The 19976-nt window shown below is 61.6% G+C and carries 17 protein-coding genes; 11 read left to right on the top strand and 6 right to left on the bottom strand.

Annotated elements, in window-relative coordinates; all coding sequences use genetic code 11:
• Positions 1–324: 324 nt before the first annotated feature.
• A complete protein-coding gene (locus tag VFG17_RS20075; RefSeq protein ID WP_325031139.1) occupies positions 325–909 on the top strand; it encodes a YdeI/OmpD-associated family protein in 585 nt (194 codons plus the stop codon).
• Between the two features lie 159 nt (positions 910–1068).
• Here the strand turns inward: VFG17_RS20075 and VFG17_RS20070 are convergent, their stop codons facing one another.
• On the bottom strand, positions 1069–1806 hold the full coding sequence (locus tag VFG17_RS20070) for a class I SAM-dependent methyltransferase (protein ID WP_325031138.1): 738 nt from the start codon (positions 1804–1806) through the stop codon (positions 1069–1071).
• Between the two features lie 145 nt (positions 1807–1951).
• Between VFG17_RS20070 and VFG17_RS20065 the strand changes: the two genes are divergently transcribed.
• Positions 1952–2173 (top strand): hypothetical protein, encoded by a 222-nt coding sequence (locus tag VFG17_RS20065; RefSeq protein ID WP_325031137.1) that lies wholly within the window; start codon positions 1952–1954, stop codon positions 2171–2173.
• A gap of 216 nt (positions 2174–2389) precedes the next feature.
• Here the strand turns inward: VFG17_RS20065 and VFG17_RS20060 are convergent, their stop codons facing one another.
• On the bottom strand, positions 2390–3148 hold the full coding sequence (locus VFG17_RS20060; protein ID WP_325031136.1) for a helix-turn-helix transcriptional regulator: 759 nt from the start codon (positions 3146–3148) through the stop codon (positions 2390–2392).
• Positions 3149–3437: 289 nt separating this feature from the next.
• Positions 3438–3572, bottom strand: coding sequence for a short-chain fatty acyl-CoA regulator family protein (locus VFG17_RS20055; RefSeq protein WP_325031135.1), 135 nt, complete (start codon positions 3570–3572; stop codon positions 3438–3440).
• 141 nt (positions 3573–3713) lie between these two features.
• Here VFG17_RS20055 and VFG17_RS20050 point away from each other — a divergent pair, with 141 nt between their 5' ends.
• The 3 genes from VFG17_RS20050 to VFG17_RS20040 all read left to right on the top strand — a co-directional run bounded on the left by VFG17_RS20050 (position 3714) and on the right by VFG17_RS20040 (position 6684).
• Complete coding sequence (locus VFG17_RS20050; protein WP_325031134.1) at positions 3714–4427, top strand: GntR family transcriptional regulator; 714 nt, start codon at positions 3714–3716, stop codon at positions 4425–4427.
• Between the two features lie 90 nt (positions 4428–4517).
• A complete protein-coding gene (locus VFG17_RS20045; protein WP_325031133.1) occupies positions 4518–5450 on the top strand; it encodes an ornithine cyclodeaminase family protein in 933 nt (310 codons plus the stop codon).
• Positions 5443–6684, top strand: a complete 1242-nt coding sequence (locus VFG17_RS20040; protein ID WP_325031132.1) for an FAD-dependent oxidoreductase — start codon at positions 5443–5445, stop codon at positions 6682–6684. Before VFG17_RS20045 ends, VFG17_RS20040 begins: the two co-directional genes overlap by 8 nt.
• A gap of 10 nt (positions 6685–6694) precedes the next feature.
• Here the strand turns inward: VFG17_RS20040 and VFG17_RS20035 are convergent, their stop codons facing one another.
• Together VFG17_RS20035 and VFG17_RS20030 are read right to left on the bottom strand one after the other, a co-directional pair.
• Entirely contained in the window at positions 6695–7648 is a 954-nt protein-coding gene (locus tag VFG17_RS20035) for an MBL fold metallo-hydrolase (protein WP_325031131.1), read from the bottom strand.
• Between the two features lie 68 nt (positions 7649–7716).
• Positions 7717–10062, bottom strand: coding sequence for a TonB-dependent receptor (locus VFG17_RS20030; RefSeq protein ID WP_325031130.1), 2346 nt, complete (start codon positions 10060–10062; stop codon positions 7717–7719).
• A gap of 376 nt (positions 10063–10438) precedes the next feature.
• On the opposite strand from VFG17_RS20030, the gene VFG17_RS20025 reads away from it, so the two are divergent.
• The 6 genes from VFG17_RS20025 to VFG17_RS20000 all read left to right on the top strand — a co-directional run bounded on the left by VFG17_RS20025 (position 10439) and on the right by VFG17_RS20000 (position 18944).
• Positions 10439–11554 (top strand): dipeptidase, encoded by a 1116-nt coding sequence (locus tag VFG17_RS20025; RefSeq protein WP_325031129.1) that lies wholly within the window; start codon positions 10439–10441, stop codon positions 11552–11554.
• Positions 11555–11558: 4 nt separating this feature from the next.
• Positions 11559–12848, top strand: coding sequence for an MFS transporter (locus VFG17_RS20020; protein ID WP_325031128.1), 1290 nt, complete (start codon positions 11559–11561; stop codon positions 12846–12848).
• Positions 12845–13732 carry a sulfite exporter TauE/SafE family protein gene (locus tag VFG17_RS20015; protein ID WP_325031127.1) on the top strand — a complete coding sequence of 296 codons (888 nt, stop codon included), beginning with the start codon at positions 12845–12847 and terminating at the stop codon, positions 13730–13732. The genes VFG17_RS20020 and VFG17_RS20015 overlap by 4 nt, the downstream gene beginning before the upstream one ends.
• Positions 13733–13762: 30 nt before the next feature.
• Positions 13763–15178, top strand: coding sequence for an aldehyde dehydrogenase family protein (locus tag VFG17_RS20010; RefSeq protein WP_325031126.1), 1416 nt, complete (start codon positions 13763–13765; stop codon positions 15176–15178).
• 22 nt (positions 15179–15200) lie between these two features.
• The gene (locus VFG17_RS20005; RefSeq protein ID WP_325031125.1) at positions 15201–16703 is read left to right on the top strand and encodes a serine hydrolase domain-containing protein; all 1503 of its coding nucleotides are present in this window, start codon (positions 15201–15203) and stop codon (positions 16701–16703) included.
• Between the two features lie 111 nt (positions 16704–16814).
• Positions 16815–18944, top strand: a complete 2130-nt coding sequence (locus VFG17_RS20000; protein WP_325031124.1) for a TonB-dependent siderophore receptor — start codon at positions 16815–16817, stop codon at positions 18942–18944.
• A gap of 237 nt (positions 18945–19181) precedes the next feature.
• On the opposite strand, the gene VFG17_RS19995 is transcribed toward VFG17_RS20000, so the two are convergent.
• A complete protein-coding gene (locus tag VFG17_RS19995) occupies positions 19182–19799 on the bottom strand; it encodes a TetR/AcrR family transcriptional regulator (protein ID WP_325031123.1) in 618 nt (205 codons plus the stop codon).
• Between the last annotated feature and the right edge of the window lie 177 nt (positions 19800–19976).

The following is a 19976-nucleotide window of genomic DNA, read 5'->3' as shown; positions in this document are numbered from 1 at the left end:
CGCAAGACGCGCAGGGCAATCACAACACCTTCAATTTCGTACAAAAAAAGGCGCGCGCGCCCGAGACGCCAAAGTTGTTTCGGTATATTTGAACCGATACGGGACAAGGGCCCATCCAACTCCGCACTAGCTCAATGATTGCGGGCGTCGCCAGTGGCCGGTTGCGGTCGGCCTCCCATGGGAAGGGATTCTTCGAAAGCGGCCGCTGGCTTATTGCGAATGAAAAAATGTTCGATAGAGCCAGACATGCTGAGAATTTGTGGCTCATATCGAGCTTTGCATTTCGAAAAGCGTCGTGCTCAAATTTTAAAGGGAGAGTGTCCGATGGCCGAAGATCACTGCGGTCTGCCGGTCATTGCTTTTACCGATGCGGCAACTTTGGAGCGTTGGCTTGAGGCGCAGCCTGCAAACTCTTCTGGGCTCTGGATCAAGTTCGCCAAGGCGGGGTCGGGCATCGCCAGCGTGACGAAGCCCGAGGCAATCGACGCTGCACTCTGCTACGGCTGGATCGATGGGCAGCTCGACAAATACGACGATAAACACTGGCTTGTCCGCTTCACACCGCGCAAGGCGGACAGCAAGTGGTCCCAAGTAAACCGCACCCGCGCAACCGAGCTTCTCGAAGCTGGACGGACGCATGCGCGCGGGCTGGCACAGATCGAGGCTGCCAAGGCAGACGGCAGGTGGGAAGCCGCCTACGCACCCGCAAGTAAGGCCGAGGTGCCCGCCGACCTCCAAGCAGCATTGGATCAGAGCCCTGGGGCGGCAGCCTTCTTTGCAACGCTGACCGGTTCGAACCGGTATGCGATCCTCTATCGCATAGGAACTGTGAAGAAGAGGGAGACGAGAGCGCGCAAAATCGCCGAGTTCGTCGCGATGCTCGAGCGACACGAAAAAGTTCATGGGTGATCGCCGGGGTCCAGCGACCAACCGATGCGGACTGAATTCAAAGCTGTGATGGAAGCAGAACTCTAGCACTTCTGGCCGGTAGCGGTCAGTCAGCTTGCGGTTTTGAGGACATAACGTGGAGGCTTTAGTGGGCTAATCGTGATCACGACGCGATTAGCCTCATCGTTCCCGAAGCGATACCGAGACAATGAGCAACATCGGCCGATCGACCTCTTCGCATAGCGCGGGATCTGCCACTATCTGCTCCGCCGTGGGAACGAATTCATCGATGCGGTTCAGCAAAAATCCGGCCTCAATCAACCCGTTCAACGTGGTGGCGAAAGTCCGGTGATATTTGATCACACCGTCGGCGAACCAGTTCGTGCGTCGTTCCCCCTCGACGGAATATGCATTCACCGGCCAGCTTCGGCGCCCATCGCCGTCCACGGTCCATTCCGGAAGGGCGGGCGCCATATAAACCGGATGTTCGATGGTGAAGATGAGGTCGCCACCGGGTTTCAGGACCGCGGCAAGTCGGCTGACGAGCACCGTCCAATCCTCGACATAATGGAAGGCAAGCGAGCTGAAGGCCAGATCGAAGGTGGCCGAGGGTAAATCGAGCGCATCGAGATCGGAGATACGATAGTCGATCGCGGCGTCGTTCGTGTCCGCGCGGGCCCGCGAAATCATCCGGTCCGACAGGTCGATTCCGATTACCGATGCCGCTCCCTGCGCGCGCATCCAGCGCGATGCCCAACCGAAACCGCAGCCGAGATCGAGGACATGCTTTCCAACGAGGCTCGGGAATAGCCTGCTGACTGTTGACCATTCCGGCGCGCCGTCGAGGCCGCGAACCTGCCGCGGAAGGCCGCTGTAACCAGCAAAGAAGTTGGCGTTGTCGTAAATATTCTGTGCCATGGCGGCATCTTGCGAGCGCACCGAGTGACGATCAAGCCATTTGGCTCCGTATCGCGTTTCCTGTCGTCGACGACCACCACTACGCGGCCCTACTAGCAAGTCCCTACCAAATCGGGGATGAATTTCACGCTCGTTATGCGCCTTAATGGGTGACAAGGTGGCGGCATCGGGACCTGCTGCTGTGGGCAAATACGCCTTGCGGCTCGAAGACCGGCCACCGCCAGACGGCGGGACCGATGTCGAGGCGGGACGTAGACGACGATTTATGCGGGCTGTCATTCGCGAAAGCGGAGATTGCATTCTGGCTCATGCGCTGTCGCTGGGCGTCTGGACCGTTCTGATCGGGGCGATTGCCAGTGAATTCTGACACGAGCTTGCAGCGGGCGGTAGTGGCCAGTTGCGGCCTGTCTTCTCCCGGCGCGATATACGAACAGTCGACGTCTACGGATCGCGCTCAGCTATCGTTTCTGACTGGCGATCCATGCCTCCACATTCTTGCGCAGTAGCGCCAACGGCACGACGCCATCGTTCAGCACGACGGCGTTGAACGCCTTGATATCGAAGCGCTTGCACTGACCCGAACTTAGTTTCTGCTTGAGTGACGCTCCGCCATATAGCGGCCGGGCGACGTGCCGAGCGCCTTGCGAAACATTGTTACGAAGCTCGGCACGCTTTCGTAACCCAGATCGGCTGCCACCTTCTGGATGGAAGCGCCGCCGGCGAGCCACTTGACCGCGAGGACGACAGCGAGTTGCTGGCGCCAACGGCCAAAGCTCATCCCGGTTTGCTCGCCAATCCGCCTCTCGAGCGTCCGCTCGCTCATTCCGGCGTGCTTTGCCCAGCTTCCCAGCGTCCCCCGTTCTCCCGGGCGCTCCAGCATCTTGGCGCCGATTCGGCGTAGCCGGGGATCGATCGGCATCGGCAGATGCAGGTTCTCGATCTCGGCCACCGCGAGTTCGTCGGCGAGCACATCAATCAACCGCGAGTTGGCCCCGCCCTCATCGTAGAGCAGCGGTAGCTGTGACGAACGGACGAGGAGTTCGCGAAGCAACGGCGACACCGCGACGGCGCAGCAGGTCACCGGCATGCGCAGCCCGATCGATGATGCGACGAAGGCGTTATAGCCCTCGATCGCGCCCGCGATCCTGACACTGTGGAGTGCCCCGCCGGGAATCCAGACCGCGCTGCCGGGGGGAACCACCCAGAGCCCGCCCTCGACTTCGCAGCTGAGCGCACCGCGCTGGACAAGCATGATCTGCCCCTTCGCGTGGCGATGGAGATCGAGCTCGATGCCCTCGAAATCCGTTGCCACGAGACCATAAACGACGGCGGGGCGAGGCACGCCGTCCGGGTCAATCCAGTCGGACAGCTCGGATCACCGGCCAAACGACGCAGGCACCGGTATCCGGTTACGAGCTCGTTCGCGCCGTCACCCCAGAATTTGCGCTGTCCCGACGGCCTCGACCGCTCGCTTTGGCGGCTCTTGTCGCAATATTTTTGGTTTTCATCGCGAGTGGCGCAGCGCTGAAGCCGAGATGGTAAGATTTCTCTCGCCCGTCGTTTCTTCGCCGATCGGCTCCCTGCGCACCAGCGACCTTCCAGTCGGTTCGCCGCGAAAAAGGGGGATCATGTCAGGCCACGGGATATGGGGCCAAGGTGCTCCGGTTCTGATCGATGGCCACGGCCCTGCCGATCGGCGGAACAGCCCGCTGCAAGCAGTTCGCTCGCTCGCAGACCTTACCCCTGCGCCGATCGGCGTCGCCCATGACGGATCGGCGAGATCGAGGCCGCGCGAGTAGATGAGCCGGCTCCGTCGCCGGCAAGTCAGACAGCAATCATTTTTTATCCAATTGCGAAAGGGGGCATCACCGCCTATCCTCGCAGCAAGAAACGTGCGGGGAGCGAACGTGGAGAAAGAGTCCGGCAGGCGACCGAAAGCGGTGACCAGGCTGAAGATTGCAGACGCCGTTGCCGATGAAATACGCCAACTCATTTTGTCCGGCGAGATCGTCGATGGCGCGCCCCTGAGGCAAGATGCGTTGGCCGAACAGATGGGCACGAGCAGGATTCCGGTACGCGAGGCGCTATCGCGCCTCGAAAGTGAAGGGCTTGTCGCCAGTTTCCCGCATCGGGGGTATGTCGTCACGGGTCTGTCGCGCAATGACATCGAGGAATTGTTCGACCTGCGGGGCATGCTTGAACCCGATCTGATCTGCCGCGCCATCCCGAACATGACCGCTGACGACTTCGCAACCGCCGCAACCATCTTGGAAGAGTATGACGCGGCATTGCTAACCGACGATGTGGACAGTTGGGGCGACCTGAATCGACGCTTTCACATGGCTCTCTATGCCCCATCCGGGCGGACTAAAACGCTGGATATCGTTCGGGGTTTGCTTGTGAACGCGGATCGCTATACCCGGCTTGTCCTCACCCTCGGTTACGGCGTTGAAAAGGCGCAGGAAGATCATGGCGGATTGCTTGATCTTTGCCGACGAGGCTTGGTCAACCAGGCGGTTGCGTTGACCCGCGATCACATCGAACGCACCGGGGCCGATCTTCTGCGGATGCTCGACGCACGCGAAAGTGCGGAGGTTCAGGCTGACGAGGCCGTCGCCTGAGCAACATTCACACCGACTTAAATTGCTATTGGATTTTGTATCCAAAAATCCCTAAAGCCTTTGGATGACAGCATTCTGGGGCGTGAAGCAGTGACTATCAAATCGATCGGGACACGCGAGGTCGCGGCAGCATTACCGTTTTGGGCGCTTATCAACCATCTTGGCGCCGCGCTGACGGAAGTGGCGGCGGCGCCACTGCGCCTTCGCCTGTCGGCGCCAACGGGACAGGAATTGCTCGTGATGCCTGCGATGGATGACCGGTTCGCCGGCGTGAAGATATTAACCGTGACCAGCGGCAATGGCGCGAAGGGGCTGCCTGTGATCGGCGGACATTTCATGCTGATCGATACGCGCACCGGTTCAGCGCTGGCACTCATGGAAGCGGACGAATTGACCGCGCGCCGGACCGCGGCCGTGTCGGCTCTTGCATCGCGCGCCTTATCGCGAGAGGATGCCAGCCGGCTGCTTATAGTCGGAAGCGGGCACCTTGCTCCTTATATGGCCGAGGCTCACGCGGCAGTTCGTCCGATCAGCCACATCGAGATCTGGGGCCGAACACCCGAAAAGGTCGAAGCAACCCGAAAGAATATATCACGGCGCCGACCCGATCTGTCGGTTACGATCGCCGGAGCGCTCGCATCTGCCGTTGCCCGGGCTGACATTGTTTCAGTCGCGACGCGCGCGACGGAGCCGCTCCTCAAGGGCGCATGGGTCAGCCCTGGCACCCACGTCGACCTGGTCGGCGGCTACCGCCCGGACATGCGCGAAATCGACGATCGGGGCCTCACCCAATCCCTCGTCTATGTCGACACGATCGAAGGCGTTCTCGCCGAAGCCGGCGACATTCGGTCGCCCATCGAACGAAAAGTCGTCGGGCCGGATATAATCGCGGGCGACATCCACGATCTCCTCACCGGCGCGACTTCACATTCCCCCGACCAGCGGACGCTATTCAAATCGGTGGGCACTGCCCTCGCCGACCTCGCTGCCGCCACGCTCGTCTGGCAAAAACTCGGTGAGTGAGAAGCAGATATTCGTGATCGGCGCAGGAATCGTCGGGCTCGCCTGTGCGATTGATGCGCAGCGACGCGGCCATCATGTCACCTTGCTCGATCATGCCGATCCCGGAACGGGCTGTTCCTTCGGCAATGCGGGCATAATCGCGGCGTCGGAAATCTATCCGTTGATCACGCCAGCACGGCTGGCCAGCCTGCCCCGAATGCTGGTGGCGCGCGATGCACCTGCCGTTATCCGGTTACGCGGACTTCCGCAGTTTATGCCTTGGATGCTGCGCGCCGCGACAACGCTTTCCGCGGCCCGGCAGCGGAAGATTGTGGACGGATTGGTCGCGCTTAACGGCGCGGCGGTCGACGCATGGCGCGATCTGCTGACTCTCTGCGGCGCGCCCGGCAGGCTGCGCGAAAAGGGCATGATCCGGCTAATCCGCGAAAAATGCGACCTGGACGAACTGATCGAGACGGGCGAACGGCTGGCCCGGCATGGCTTGCCGTCGCGCCTTTTGGACGAGCAGGAATTGAAAACGCTGGAACCCGCGCTTAGCGATGCAGTGATCGGCGGGCTCTTGCACGAGAGCGACGCCGATATCGGTGAACCCTTTGGCGTTAGCCAGATATTGCTTCGACGCTTTCGTGCGGCGGGGGGCACCGTCATCGGACAGCGCGCCAAGGCGATCCGGCCGCTCGAACGCGGCGCCGAACTTCTGATCGAAAGCGACAAGCGGGTCGTCGATCAGATCATCGTGGCGGCGGGACTGTCCTCCGGCGATCTGTTGCGCCCGCTTGGCGCCGCAGTCCCGTTGCAAGCCGAGCGCGGCTATCACCTCGCGCTGCACAACGTGGGCAACCGCCTGGGCTGTCCGGTTACCTTCCAACGCGAATCCTGCGTCGCGACGCCGATGGGGTCCACGCTTCGGCTCGCGGGAACAGTAGAATTCACCGCTGCCGACGCACCAGCCGACTGGCGCCGCGCGCATCGCCTGGCGGTCGCGGCACAGCGATATTTCGCCGCCCCCCTTCAACCGTCCAGCCCGACGGTCTGGATAGGAAGCCGCCCTTCCCTGCCCGATTCACTTCCTGCAATCGGAATACTCAAGGATGCGCCAGCGATCGGCTATGCTTTCGGCCATCAGCATCTGGGCATTACACAGGCTGCAATTACCTCAAAACTCGTCGGCAATTTGATGGCCGGGGAAGACACGCCTTTCGATATGGCGCCATATAGTCTCACGCGCTTCTGACGCGCGGCGCTCAATGCCCCAACGAGAAAAGCGGGGTGCCGATGTCCATCTGATCGTTGACATGGTAGCGGCGCGGAAAAAAGCCCGTCGACGCGCGCTCACCCGCCTCGATCTCCTGTAGCGCACGATGGAGATCGGCAAGATCGTTCATCCCGAGCCAAGGCGCCGCATAGCCTTCGTTACGGCGGCAGCAATGGGCCGCCCACAGCCGGGTGTCCGGCGGAAAGTCCAGAAGCAACCGATCGGCGGTACGGCGATACACACCGAGATCGGCGCCTGGAAGAAAGGCATAGAGCATGGTAGGATAGATGAAATCGCCGGTGAACAGCCGCCGTCCTTGCGGATCGTGGAGCGACACCGATTGAGGCGTGTGCCCGGGGGTCGACAGGAGGCGCAGCGTCCGTCCGCCAAGGTCGATCGTCGCGCCGGGCTTGATCCATTCCGCGACGGGAACCGACGGCCTGGTCAGTTCATCGAACATGCCAAGAAACTCGTACCGGCCCGGACTGAAGCGCCCGCCGACGACATCCGCGCGCGTCGACGCCAGATCGACAAGCGCCAGACGGTCGGAAGGGTGAAGGCCGGCAAAATGATCGTAATGAAGGTGCGAGGGCAATATGGTGACGGGCAGATTCGTCAGGCTCTTCACCACTGGCCGGATATCGCGCGTTCCCGATCCCGCATCGAACAGCAGTGCCCGCTTTTCACCGACAATCAGATAGGAATAGTTGGCCTGATAATAACGCGGCTCGCCGATCGCATGGGCGCCGTCGCCCAGATCCTGGATGGCGAAATAGTCGTCGAACATCCGCCCCTTCACAAGCCTGACCGGCGCGTCGGACATCGCGGCGGGAGTATTCAGATAGGGCCAGCTCTCGACATAGAGATAGGGTGCGAACCCTAACGCCGCTACGCCGGTAGCGACGAGCGCTGCGAGCGAGATGAGGACCGTACCGCGCTTCACGAATTTCTCCTCGGCGGGTCATGGCACACCGGCCGCCCAATGTCAGGGTCTGGCCGGTGCGACGATGTTCAGAAAGATTTTGTGAAGCGAACGCCGACACGCCGCGGCGGCATCACGCTGGTCGAAAAACGCCGGAAATAGACCGTGTCGCCGCTCGCGTTGATCACATTCTGATTATAGAGCGGGGAATTACGCACGCCGACCTCGGCAAATTCGTCGAAGATATTGTCGGCATAGAGCGTGACCGAATAGCCCTCCTCCTTGCTGACTAGCCCGATCCGCGCGCTGCTGATCGAATAGGACGGCAGCACCAGCCCGCCACCTCGGCCACCAACCGTCGTGAGCACATTGCCCGAAAATACGGTGTTCCACCCAAGATCGAGATCGAGCCCGTCGCTGACCGGTGCGACATAGGACAGGCCGAGGCTGCCGCGATGCTTCGCCGAACCCGGCAGGCGATCGCCCTTCTGCCCATCGATATAGACGGTGCCGAAACCCGGCGGCGAGATCGTCGCGATGAGATCGGGCGACAATTCGTCAAGCTGCGCGTCGGTATAGGCATAGCTGCCCTGGAGCCGCAGCCCCTGTGCTACCTCCGCATCGAGGCTCAACTCGACGCCCTTGCTCGACGCCCCCTTGCCGTTGACGGTAATGCCGACCTGCCCGACCTGCGTGGCTGAACTGACCTGCACATCCTTCCAGTCAATATAGAAGATCGAACCGTTCAGTGTCACACGGCGATCGAGGAACTGCGTTTTCAACCCAAGCTCATAATTGGTCGTCGTATCGGGAGTATAGAGAAGCTCGTTCGGCTGGCCGCAGACGAAAGTGTTAGGCGGCAGCGGCACCGGACAGGCCGAGACGCTGTTCGAATTGCCCCCGCGATAACCTTGGCTGATCGTCAAATAGCCAAGGATATCGCGCGAAAATTCATAGGACATGTTGAACTTGCCGAGCACGCCGTCGTCCTTCTGCCCGCCCGGCGTGGCGGGGAAAAAAGTCGGCCCCGAAGGCGGGATCGGACCGAAAGCAAACTGCGACGCGGTCTCCAGATCATATTTGTAATAGCGACCGCCGACCGTCACGGTCCAGGCATCGGTCAGGTCATAGGATAGCTCGCCATAGGCGGCATATTCGCTGCGCCTGCTCTGATCGATGGAAATATAGTCGCGCAGGTCGCCAGTGTAGAAACCTGGAAGCAGTTCAGCATAATCGACCCTGCGCTTGAACCGATTGTAGAATCCACCGATCGTCCAGTTGAACGGACCGTCCCCCGACGAGACAAGCCGTACTTCCTGATTGATCCGTTCTTCCTTGATCCGTTCGTCGGTCATGTCGATCAGCGGATTGAAGTTCTCGTAGCCAAAGCCGAGTTGGATCGCGAGGTCTGTCTGGTCACGGTTTGCGTGCAGGCGATATTTGGAATAGCTCGTCGCCGAGGTTAATTGGGCAAAGCCCAAATCGAAGCTGGCTTCCAGAGCGACCAGATGGTTGTCCCGTTTAGCGGGCTCCTCGATCCGGAGCGCCGATTCATATTTGCCGAGCGTGACCGGCAGATTTGTCAGCCGCCGCGAAGACGACTGCCTCCCGCCCGTTTCCTGCAACTGGAAATAATAGGTCAGGTTGAGGTCAATCGCGCCGGACGGCTGCCAGCGTGCCGCGACGCGGCCGGACCAGGTGTCCTCATAATTGACATCCTTGACGCGGCGGAAATTGGCGGCCCGGGATGCCTCGCTATCCAGCCCATTGGGTAGCGAGACCCCGGGGGTGATCACCACATAGGGCTGGTCGATAAAGCCCGAATCGGCGAGGCGGTCGACCGACGCCCGGAGCGCGAAGTTGTCGGTGATCGGCAGATTGGCCGTCGCCCCCGCATCGACGCTGGCCGACCCAGCCGCGCTGTAGCCATAGATGTCGCCGCGAAAATCCAGCGTGCGCGCGTCGAACTGAGGGCGCCGCGGGATATAGCGGATTGCGCCGCCCAGCGTGCCCGCGCCATAAAGCGTGCCCTGCGGGCCGAGGAGCACTTCGACACGCTCCATGTCGTTGAGCTTCAATTCGATGAAAACGGGCGTTTCACCAAGGTAGGTCGCGACCGTACCGCCGCCGTCATTGCTGTTGTCATTGCTCACCAGAGGTTCGGCGTTGAGGCCGCGCACGATGATCTGACTACCCCCACGTCCGCCTTGGTCGACGATATTGATGCCGGGGATCGAACGCACCGCTTCCGAAATTGTGCCCAAGCCCTGCCGCTCCAACTCGGCCCCGGTCACCGCCGCGATATTGATAGGAGCCTCCTGGACCGTCGTCGTGCGGCGCGTCGCGGTTACGACGATTTCATTCTTGCTCGCCTCGGCTTCGTCTGCCGGGGTTTGGGCCGCCGCCTGCCCCGGAATCAGGGCGGCTAAAAACACCGCTGTCGCGACCGAACTCATCCATCCGGCCTGCCGGGCGGAGCATTTCATTTCGCGCAGACTTGACATGGCAATCCCCCTATGAAAAACGCAAACTGTCATTTAGGACATTTTATCCAATTGCCAAACGAAAATTTCTCCGGTGCCTTTTTCGTACGGTAGGTATCAAGAGAGCGCGAGGAAGCGGGGCATTGGCACAGGCGGATCGGGAGGTAGGATACATATGTCAATACGGGCTGCGTTCTTCCAATCAGGAGCGGCGTTCGACCTGACGGGCGGCGATATACTCGAATGCCCAGTCCGCGGCGGCGGGAAACGTCGATGCTGATAGGCTTTGCCTGGCCCAAACCCTGCCGCGCCATGGGTTTCGTCGCCGATGAGGGACGGCACCTTGCCAGTGCCTGTTGATCCGAGCCGCCGCGCGGTCCTGGCGGGCGGAATAGCCATGGGCGCGACACTCGGCCGTTCGCGTTCTGCCCGCGCAGCAAGCAAGGCGCTTTCGCGCAACGCCATAGTCGTCAACGGGCTCGATCCTTCTGCCCTGACGACCGACTATCTGTCGATGCTGAAGGCTGGCGGTGTTACCTGCTGGCACCAGAGCGTGGGTACCAGCTTCGCTGCTTTTTCCCGGCTGCTGCGGTTCTTCGATGCCAATGGCACGCAGATTGCTTCGGCGCGAAGCGTCCGGGACATCCGCAGCCTCCACCGCGATGGGCGCATTGCGCATATTTCTGGCTGGCAATCGGCGAGCGGACTGCTTGTCGATGGTGAGCCCGCTCTGGACAATCTGCGCGTCTATTACGAGCTGGGCCTCAGGATTTGCGGCATATCCTACAATGTAGCCGATCCATTCGGCGGCGGCTGCCTCGATCCCGATGTCGGCCTGACCCGTGCCGGACGCCGGCTGGTCGAAGAGGTCCATCGCTCACGCCTGCTCCTCGACGTCGCGGGGCATACCAACGAAAAAACCTCTTTCGAGGCCATCGCGATGTCGGCTGGCGTGCCCGTTATCTGCAGCCACAGCAATGTTCGCGCGCTCAACGACAATCCGCGCTGCAACAGCGACGCGATGTTCGAGGCGATCGCCAAGACGGGCGGCGTCATTGGCTTATCCGCCTTCAGCGATTTTCATGTTCGCAAGGCCAGCGATGCCGCGATTCCCCGCTCGCCGCAGGCCAGCCTCGACCGGCATCTCGACCAATATGACTATCTGAAGCGCCTTGTCGGCGTCGACCATATCGGGATCGGCCCCGACTTTCTGGAAGGTCGAAACCGGGATGCCGGAACACTGCCCCCCGAGGACCAGATATTGATGGCGCCCGAGGCCTATAGCCAGGAAACACCCTGGTACTACGTCAAGGGCTTCGAAAATATCGCCCAACTTCCGAACGTCGTGCACGGCCTCGCCACCCGCGGCTGGACAGACAGCGAATTACGCAAGCTGATGGGCGACAACTGGCTGCGCGTCTACGAATCCGTCTGGGGGGAATAGGAACATGGTCGCAACAACAACGCTGCCCGTCTCGAAACGGCAGATCGGCGGCGTATGTCTTGGCAATGCCATCGAATTCTATGATTTCGTGACCTATGCCTATTTCGCGGCGCAGATCGGCCGCACCTTCTTTCCTTCGGATACGCCGGGCCTCAGTTTGCTTGCGTCGCTCGCGACCTTCGGGGTCGGATTTCTCACGCGTCCGCTGGGCGCGATCCTGCTCGGTCGTTTCGCCGATCGCGCCGGGCGGAAGCCCGCGATGCTCGTGTCTTTCGCGCTGATGGGCTTTGCATCGCTCGCGCTGCCCCTCATCCCGTCCTATGCCGCAATCGGCATCGCAGCGCCGGTCTTGGTCGTTCTGTGCCGCCTGATCCAGGGCTTTGCAGTCGGCGGCGAAGTCGGCGCGGCCACCGCCTTCCTGATGGAAGCCGCTCCGATCAACCGCCGCGGCCTCTATACCTCGCTGCAGGCGATGAGCGCCGATATTTCCGCCCTGACGGCGGGCATGATCGGGCTGATCCTGTCGAGCGTGATGAGCGACGCCGCGCTCGATGCGTGGGGCTGGCGCATCGCGCTGCTTCTCGGGGCCGCGATCATTCCTGTCGGCCTGCTCCTGCGCCGTACGCTGGTTGAAACACTGCATCCGACGGCGGAGGCCGCGGACGATGTTCCACCCGGCATCAGCTATCGCCGCGTCGCGATCGCGGGGGTTTGCCTTGTGGCCGCAGCGACAACGACCAACTATTTGCTGAAATATATGACCACCTATGCCAGCTCGACGCTCGGCATGTCGACGCAGCTCGCGTTCGGCGCGACGGTCGTCGTCGGTCTTTGCGGCGCGATATGCGCCCCCCTTGCCGGTGCGCTGTCGGATCGCATCGGACGCAGGCCGGTCATGCTGACGCCGTGGATCCTGCTGGCGCTGGCGGTCTTTCCCTGCTTCGAACTGCTCGAGCACCAGCGATCGGCAGCAGCGCTTTATCTGGCCTGCGCCATTCTCGCGACCGCATCGACCTTTGCGTCATCGGTGTTTTTCGTCGTCATCGCCGAATCGCTGCCACAACGCGTCCGATCCGGCGCGCTCGGCCTGATATATGCGCTCGCGGTGTCGGTCTTCGGGGGATCGGCACAGTTCCTCGTCGCCTGGCTGACCCAGCTTACCGGAAGCCCGATGACACCCGCCTGGTACATGATCGGCGGTGTCATCGTCGGGCTGGTGGCGATGTTCGCGCTGCCCGAAACCGCCCCCGTCAAGCACGCCCGCACCGCTTTGCCCGACGGGACGCCCGCATGAAGCTGTCGATCACAACCCTGATCCTTGCCGCGCTGGTCGTGGCAAGCCTGTGGTTCATCAGGCGCTGGTGGCGAGTGGAACGACGACGCACCACAGCCGCCGGGAACCGCACGCCCGGATCTGTCGAACTTCTCATCGGCTTCGTCGCCAATTTCTTCGACACGCTGGGGATCGGTTCCTTCGCCCCGACGACCGCGGCGTTCAAATTGTCTGGCCGGGTCGCGGACGAGGATATCCCCGGCACGCTCAACGTCGGCCACGCGCTGCCGACGATCGCGCAGGCGCTCATCTTCATCTCGATCGTTTCGGTCGAACCGCTAACGCTCGTGGGAATGATCGCCGCCGCGGTCGCGGGCGCATGGCTGGGTGTCGGTTATGTCGCGCGCCTGCCGCGCCGGGCGATCCAGCTTGGCATGGGCGTGGCGCTGCTCGCTGCCGCGCTGCTGTTCCTCGTCAGCCTGCTGGGATGGATGCCCGGTGGCGGCACGGCCGAGGGACTGGCCGGCGCGAAGCTTGCCCTGGCCATCTGCGCCAGCTTTCTGCTCGGCGCGCTGATGATGCTGGGCGTCGGACTCTACGCCCCCTGCCTGATCCTCGTCAGCCTGCTCGGCATGAACCCGCTCGTTGCATTCCCGATCATGATGGGAAGCTGCGCCTTCCTTATGCCGATCGGCGGCGCGCGCTTTGTGTCTACCGGCCGCTATAATCTGCGCGCCGCGCTCGGCCTTGCCTTCGGCGGCGTGCCCGCTGTGCTGATCGCTGCCTATATCGTCAAATCGCTGCCGCTCGATTGGCTGCGCTGGCTGGTCATTCTGGTCGTCGCCTATGCAGCGATCAGCATGCTGTGGTCGGCGCGGCGCAGTTCCAGTCCCGTTACAAACTAATCCCTCTCCCAAGTAGCAAAGGAGTCCGCCGTGCGCGCGCATTTGAAATTCTATATCGACGGCGAATGGGTTTCCCCTGCCACGGTGCAATCGATCGACGTGATCGATCCCGCGACCGAACAGGTTGCGGGCCAGGTCGCCGAAGCAGCGTCGATCGATGTCGACCGTGCCGTCGCCGCGGCGCGGCGCGCCTTCGACGGCTGGTCGGCGACGTCGCGTCAGGAACGACTGGATGTTCTCGAACGGATCGTGGCCGAATATCGGCGGCGTGAAGGCGATATTGCCGAGGCGGTCATGCTGGAAATGGGGGCTCCCTTGGCGCTGGCGCAGGGCGGCCAGACCAAAAGCGGCCTCTCGCATCTGGAAGCCGCGATCACGGTATTGAAGGATTATTCGTTCGAGGACCAGCGCGGCACGACACGGATCCGCAGGGAACCGATCGGTGTTTGCGGGCTGATAACGCCGTGGAACTGGCCAATGAACCAGGTCGCGTGCAAGGTCGCCCCGGCGCTTGCAACGGGATGCACGATGGTGCTGAAACCATCCGAAGTCGCGCCCTTCTCCGCCGTGATCTTTGCCGAGATCCTCGACGCCGCCGGCGTACCGCCGGGCGTCTTCAACCTGGTAAATGGCGGCGCGGCCACCGGCGCGGCGATCGCATCGCATCGCGAGGTCGATATGGTCTCCTTCACCGGTTCGACCCGCGGCGGGGTCGCCGTCGCGATCGCCGCAGCACCGACGGTCAAGCGCGTGGCGCAGGAACTGGGCGGCAAATCGCCGATCATCCTGCTTCCCGGCGCCGATTTCCCGAAAGCCGCGGCGGCAGGCCTGAAGCAGGTGCTGAACAATTCAGGCCAGTCGTGCAACGCGCCCACCCGTATGCTGGTCCCCGCCGCGCGCATGGTCGAGGTGGTCGAAATCGTCCGCGAGACTATTGCTGCGATCAGCGTGGGCGCTCCGGCGACGGACGCGACCATCGGCCCGGTCGTCTCCGAAACGCAGTGGAGGCGCGTCCAGCAGCTGATCGAAGCCGGAATCGCGGAAGGCGCCAGCCTTGTCGCGGGCGGCCCGGGAAAACCCGACGGCCTCGGCACCGGCTATTATGTGCGGCCGACGGTGTTCGCCGATGTCACGCCCGAGATGACGATCGCGCGAGAGGAGATTTTCGGGCCAGTCCTGTCGATCCTCGCTTACGACGATGTCGACGACGCCGTGCGGATCGCCAACGACAGCGACTATGGCCTCGCCGCCTATCTGTGGAGCGGCGATGGCGACGATCCGGCAGCCGTTGCCAACCGGCTGCGTGCGGGCCGCATCGCTGTCAATGGCGTTGCGGGCGACATATTGGCTCCCTTTGGCGGCTACAAGATGAGCGGCAATGGACGCGAATGGGGTGCATTCGGGTTCGATGAATTTGTCGAACTAAAGGCGGTTCTGGGAGGCTGACCGAGGCCGAGCACGCGGACGGATGGGCAGGTTGGAAAAGGAGTTTGATATGGCGAGCAGGCGAGAATTTTTCCGGCATTCGGCGGGCGCAATCGCCACCGCAGCCCTGGCCGGAGGCACGACTGCGCAAGCCGAGACCAGATCGAATCCAGCCTCCCCCCCTGTCGATGAGCCGGACGATTATGCCGCGAAGCTGCACGCGGCGCGGAAAGCGATTGGCGTCACCGGCGCGTCTTTCGCCTATTGGGACGGAAAGATGTTGCACAGTGCGGCGTCAGGGCTTCGCAACAGCGTGACCCGCGATCCGGTAACGACCGACACGCTGATGCATCTGGGTTCGATCACGAAGGTGATGAACGCGACCCTTTTGATGCAGCTCGTCGACGAGGGCCGCATCACGCTCGACGATCCCATTCTCAAGCACCTTCCCGATTTGCGGCTGGGCGACATGCAATCCGCAGCACGCATTACCTGCCGAATGCTCGTCAATCACACCAGCGGGATCGACGGCGCCTGGCTGCCCGAATATGGACCAGACCAGGAACGCATCGTCGACACTATCGACCGGTGCGCGGCGCTCGGGCAGCTGTTTTCGCCGGGCGCGGAGACCTCCTACAACAATGTCGCAACGGTCATCGCGGGCTATCTGGTCCAGAAGGTCCGCGAGAGAAGCTGGTACTGGCTGACGAAGGAAAAAATCTATGACCCGCTGGACATGCACCATGCGCTGGTCGATCCGCTGGACGCGCCGCGCTTCAGGGTGAGCGTGGGCGATCTCACGGACTCCGCGTCGGGCAAGCTGGTTCAAACCACGCGCGCCTTTCTCGCCACCAGCCTCGCCCCCGCCGGATCGACGCAGATGGCCTCCGCGATCGATGTAGTCACTTTCGCTCGCGCCCTGATCAACGATGGAATCGGCCCGAATGGCAAGCGCATAGTCTCGGCGCGATCGGCGCGCGCCATGGCGACCCCTACCGCCGCATTCGCGCCGATCGGCGCATGGGCCGACCAGGTCGGCCTCGGTTGGATGATCCAGCCGGGCGGCGTGCTGAGTCATGGCGGCAGCGGTCCCGGGGTTCGTTCCAAGCTCTATGCCCACCCGCCTTCGGGGCGGGTCATAGCGTTGCTGACCAATTCCGACAACGGCGACCAACTGATCGAGACGTTCATGGATCCGATCATGCAATCATGGACGGGTATCCGTCCTGTCGAGCCCCCCGTGGACGACCGGCCGGTCGACCTCGCTCCCTATCTCGGCATCTATGAGGATATTGCCGACCGCTATCGTATCGATCGCGACGGCGGCGGTCTCGCTCTTCGCACGGCGGACAAATTTCTCACCTATGACAATTCGAGCGACGACAAGCCGCCGATTTTTCTCGACCCCATCGGGAACGACACCTTCCGGACGCGCGCGAACACGCCGCCGGCCGACCAAAGAACCATCCGCTTTCTGCGGCCCCGGCCAGATGGAAAGATGCAGTTTGTTTCAAGCTGGGGGAAGCTGATGGCGAGGAGCGGCTGACCGTCGCGAGAGCAGAAAAGCCAAAAATCGGGGCGCAGACATAACATGACTTGAAATTGGATAAAATATCCCCTTAACCTGCGCCATCCAAACTGGATGGGGGAAACCGATATGACGCATCTCAATTTTCGGGCTTCAACAGCGGCTACTTTGGCATGGGCCGGCCTTCTCGCCACGGGTTTCGACAGCAGCGCTTTCGCGCAAGAAACCGAGGCTTCCGACGACGCAGAAATCATCGTCACGGGCAGCTACCGTTTTCTTGACGCGGACACGCGCGGAACCACTAATCTTCCCATGCCGATTGAGGAGGTCCCGCAATCGATTAGCCTTGTCAGCGAGGACTTTATCAAGGCGGCGAACCTGCGGACGCTGGGCGATATTGCGGCCTATACGCCGGGCGCGATCCACGGCGGCAATCCGTCGAATAATGGCACGGTGATCAAGCTGCGCGGCTTCACCGCCGGGCGCGCGATCGACGGCATCACGGCCATATCGACCTTTACCTCCTACGAGCCGGACTTCGCTATCTTCGAGCGCCTTGAAATTGTTGAAGGCCCGTCATCGGTCGTTTACGGCATTTCCAGTCCCGGCGGGCTCGTCAATTATGTGACGAAGGGAGCCAAGGCAAATACGCCCAGCTACGTGTCGGTCAAGGCCGGTTCGTGGAATGCCTTTCGCGGCGAGGCGCAGCTCGCCGGCCCGGTGGACAAAAATGGCGACGTCCGCCTCATCGGCATCGTCGCCCACGATCGGGGCGACAGTTTCATTGATGAATTGTCGCGAAAGAAATCGCTTGTTTACGGCGGCATCGACGCCGACATGACCGACACGCTCAGCATGTTCGCGCACGCTGGCTATGAGAGGTATCGGCGAACGTCGTTCGACGGTATCCCGGTCTACGCCAATGGCGAACCCGCCGACGTCCCGCGCTCGTTTTTTCTCGGCTCGCGCGATATCGCCGTCACCAGCCGCACCTTTTACGGCACCTCCAACATCCGCTGGGCTCCCAACGACGACTTCGAACTGATACTGAAAGGAAATTACGAGGACGCGCGCCAATCGGGCGCGGCCGGCTACGCCTATAATCTTCAGGCAAACGGGGATGCCTCGTTTCAGGTGAACCGTCGATCCGCCGTCCGCACTGTCAATTACGGCATCGGTGCCTCTGCGATCTACAAGTTGGACGGGCTGGGTCTCGCCGGAAGTTTCGTTTCCTTGGCGGCGCTTTATCAGGACAGCGATCAGAAGACGACGACCAACTCGCCGCGGGGTACAGGGACAATCAACATCTTCGATACCACCGAAAATATCCGGCGGGCGTTCAACGATCGCCTGGCAAACAATCCTCTCTTTCCCTTCGCGTCTTTCATTCGCACAAAGACCCTGACGCTCGCCGGTCAGTCGGTGTTCAAGCCGACAGATCGCCTTTCGCTTCTGCTCGGTGCGTCCTATTCCAAGCCCGACGCTAAACGGAACACCAACGGCGCGGTCCAGGTCTATGACGTCCCCGGTCAGGTAAGCGCCCGCGCCGGGCTCACTTATGAAATATTCGACAACACCAATCTCTATGCCTCGTACAGCGAGTCCTTCAGCCCCCAACCACGGTTGATGGTCGACCAGAATGTTCTGCCGCCGCTGGCGGGGGAGCAATATGAACTGGGCGTCAAGGCAAAGGCCTTCAAAGGACGCTTGCTGTTGACGGGTGCCGTCTATCAGATTGTTCAGCAGAATTTTGCGGCATTTGACCGGAACCTCAACGGTATCGACTATTACCGCCCGGTCGGCGAGGTCAAGCATCGCGGCTTCGAATTGAAGGCGCTCGGCGAGATCGGGGACGGCTTTCAGATCAATGCCGGCTATGCCTATCTCGATGCAAAGGTCGTGAAGGACACCAACGCATCCGCCATCGGCCAACGCGTCCTCTATCTTCCCGAAAATAGCTTTAGCGCATTCTTGACCTACACGATCGGACAGGGAGCCCTCAGCGGCCTCACGATCGGAGGCGGCGCAAGATATGTAGATGCAGTTCGGACATCCTACACTGGCGCAACCATCGACATCCCCGGCTACACAGTCGTCGATGCAAGCCTGACTTATGACATAGGACGCTGGTCATTTCAGCTGAACGTTCAGAACCTGTTCGACGAGAAATATTTTATCAATAATTATCAAACTCTTGTTTACGGGAATATGGCTGGCGACCCGGCCAACGTCACCGCCAGCCTGCGCTATCGCTTCTGAGACAAGGTTATCCACCAGCATTCGACAATCAACTGCGGCCCGGATCGAGAAGGCGTCCTGCGGATCTTCTCGATCCCTAGAATCGATCGCGAAGCGGTCGCCGGGTGGGCGACGCAAAAATGTTTTTGGGACAGCAGAACGCACATCGGAACGCCGACGGGGTTCCCGTCAATGGAAGATGGCAGCGGCAGGCAAACTCTCGTCCGTGGTCGAGCCGCGGTGCTGCCCCGCAACCACTCAGGCGGCGCGGACCTTTCGGTTCTTCCCGGCGTTCGCGCGGGCCGCGGCCAGCTTCTCCTCGCCGCAGATGATCTCGATATAGAGATCTGCGTTCTTGCGGCGTTCGGCGATGCTCTGCAGCACGCCGATCGCATAGTAGCCGATCTGGTGATAGTAAAAGACACGCGCCCTGATCGCTGCGTGCTGGCGGTCGTAGCCGAGCGCTTCAAAAAAGGCGCGCAGACGCTCCAACCGTTCCCGATCGGTACGCTCCACGGCCCAACCCGCGCGCTTGTCACCGCGCGCCCACTCGCGCACCGCAAGATCGAACTGATAATCGTACCCGTCGCCCTCGATAAGCCGCGCCACCGCGCGGTCCAGCCAGTCGGCGGCTTCCGCGGGCTTCGACGGCGGTGCATCGTCGGGCAAGAACCGGCAGGTCGCTTCCCAATATTGGATGACCTGATCGAAGAACTCGTCGCGATCCTTGAAGTGGTGGTAGAAGCCCCCGCGCGTCACGCCGAGGCGATTGGCGAGGCGGTCGACTTTGAGCCCGGAAATGCCCTCTTCAACCAGCATTCGCTTGGCTGCTTCAATCCAGTCCTGAATTGTATTCTTCGGCGTGCGGCCAACCATGATCAATGCTTCCAGCTGGGCCTTACAAGGCGTCAGAGACGCCCATGCCATATATGCACCCAGTTACAAAGCGCAGAGGCACGGAAACCTCTGGCCTGACCCGGCGGCTCATACTCCCGTCCCGCTCATCGCGAAGCACTTTCCCGTCACGCACCCCACGTTTTCGACAAATGCGAA

It is taken from the genome of Sphingopyxis sp. (assembly GCF_035686825.1).
In the GTDB taxonomy this organism is placed as follows: domain Bacteria; phylum Pseudomonadota; class Alphaproteobacteria; order Sphingomonadales; family Sphingomonadaceae; genus Sphingopyxis.
Note: the sequence above shows the minus strand (reverse complement) of the source record. Positions and strands in the feature narration are given on the sequence as shown.

Excerpts from the sequence above, each read along its gene's own strand:
- VFG17_RS20055 (WP_325031135.1), bottom strand. The coding sequence starts at position 3,572 with ATGGGCGACGCCGATCGGCGCAGGGGTAAGGTCTGCGAGCGAGCGAAC.
- VFG17_RS20005 (WP_325031125.1), top strand. The coding sequence starts at position 15,201 with ATGGGCAGGTTGGAAAAGGAGTTTGATATGGCGAGCAGGCGAGAATTT.
- VFG17_RS20075 (WP_325031139.1), top strand. The coding sequence starts at position 325 with ATGGCCGAAGATCACTGCGGTCTGCCGGTCATTGCTTTTACCGATGCG.
- VFG17_RS20065 (WP_325031137.1), top strand. The coding sequence starts at position 1,952 with ATGGGTGACAAGGTGGCGGCATCGGGACCTGCTGCTGTGGGCAAATAC.
- VFG17_RS20070 (WP_325031138.1), bottom strand. The coding sequence starts at position 1,806 with ATGGCACAGAATATTTACGACAACGCCAACTTCTTTGCTGGTTACAGC.
- VFG17_RS20025 (WP_325031129.1), top strand. The coding sequence starts at position 10,439 with ATGAGGGACGGCACCTTGCCAGTGCCTGTTGATCCGAGCCGCCGCGCG.
- VFG17_RS20000 (WP_325031124.1), top strand. The coding sequence starts at position 16,815 with ATGACGCATCTCAATTTTCGGGCTTCAACAGCGGCTACTTTGGCATGG.
- VFG17_RS20015 (WP_325031127.1), top strand. The coding sequence starts at position 12,845 with ATGAAGCTGTCGATCACAACCCTGATCCTTGCCGCGCTGGTCGTGGCA.
- VFG17_RS19995 (WP_325031123.1), bottom strand. The coding sequence starts at position 19,799 with ATGGTTGGCCGCACGCCGAAGAATACAATTCAGGACTGGATTGAAGCA.
- VFG17_RS20020 (WP_325031128.1), top strand. The coding sequence starts at position 11,559 with ATGGTCGCAACAACAACGCTGCCCGTCTCGAAACGGCAGATCGGCGGC.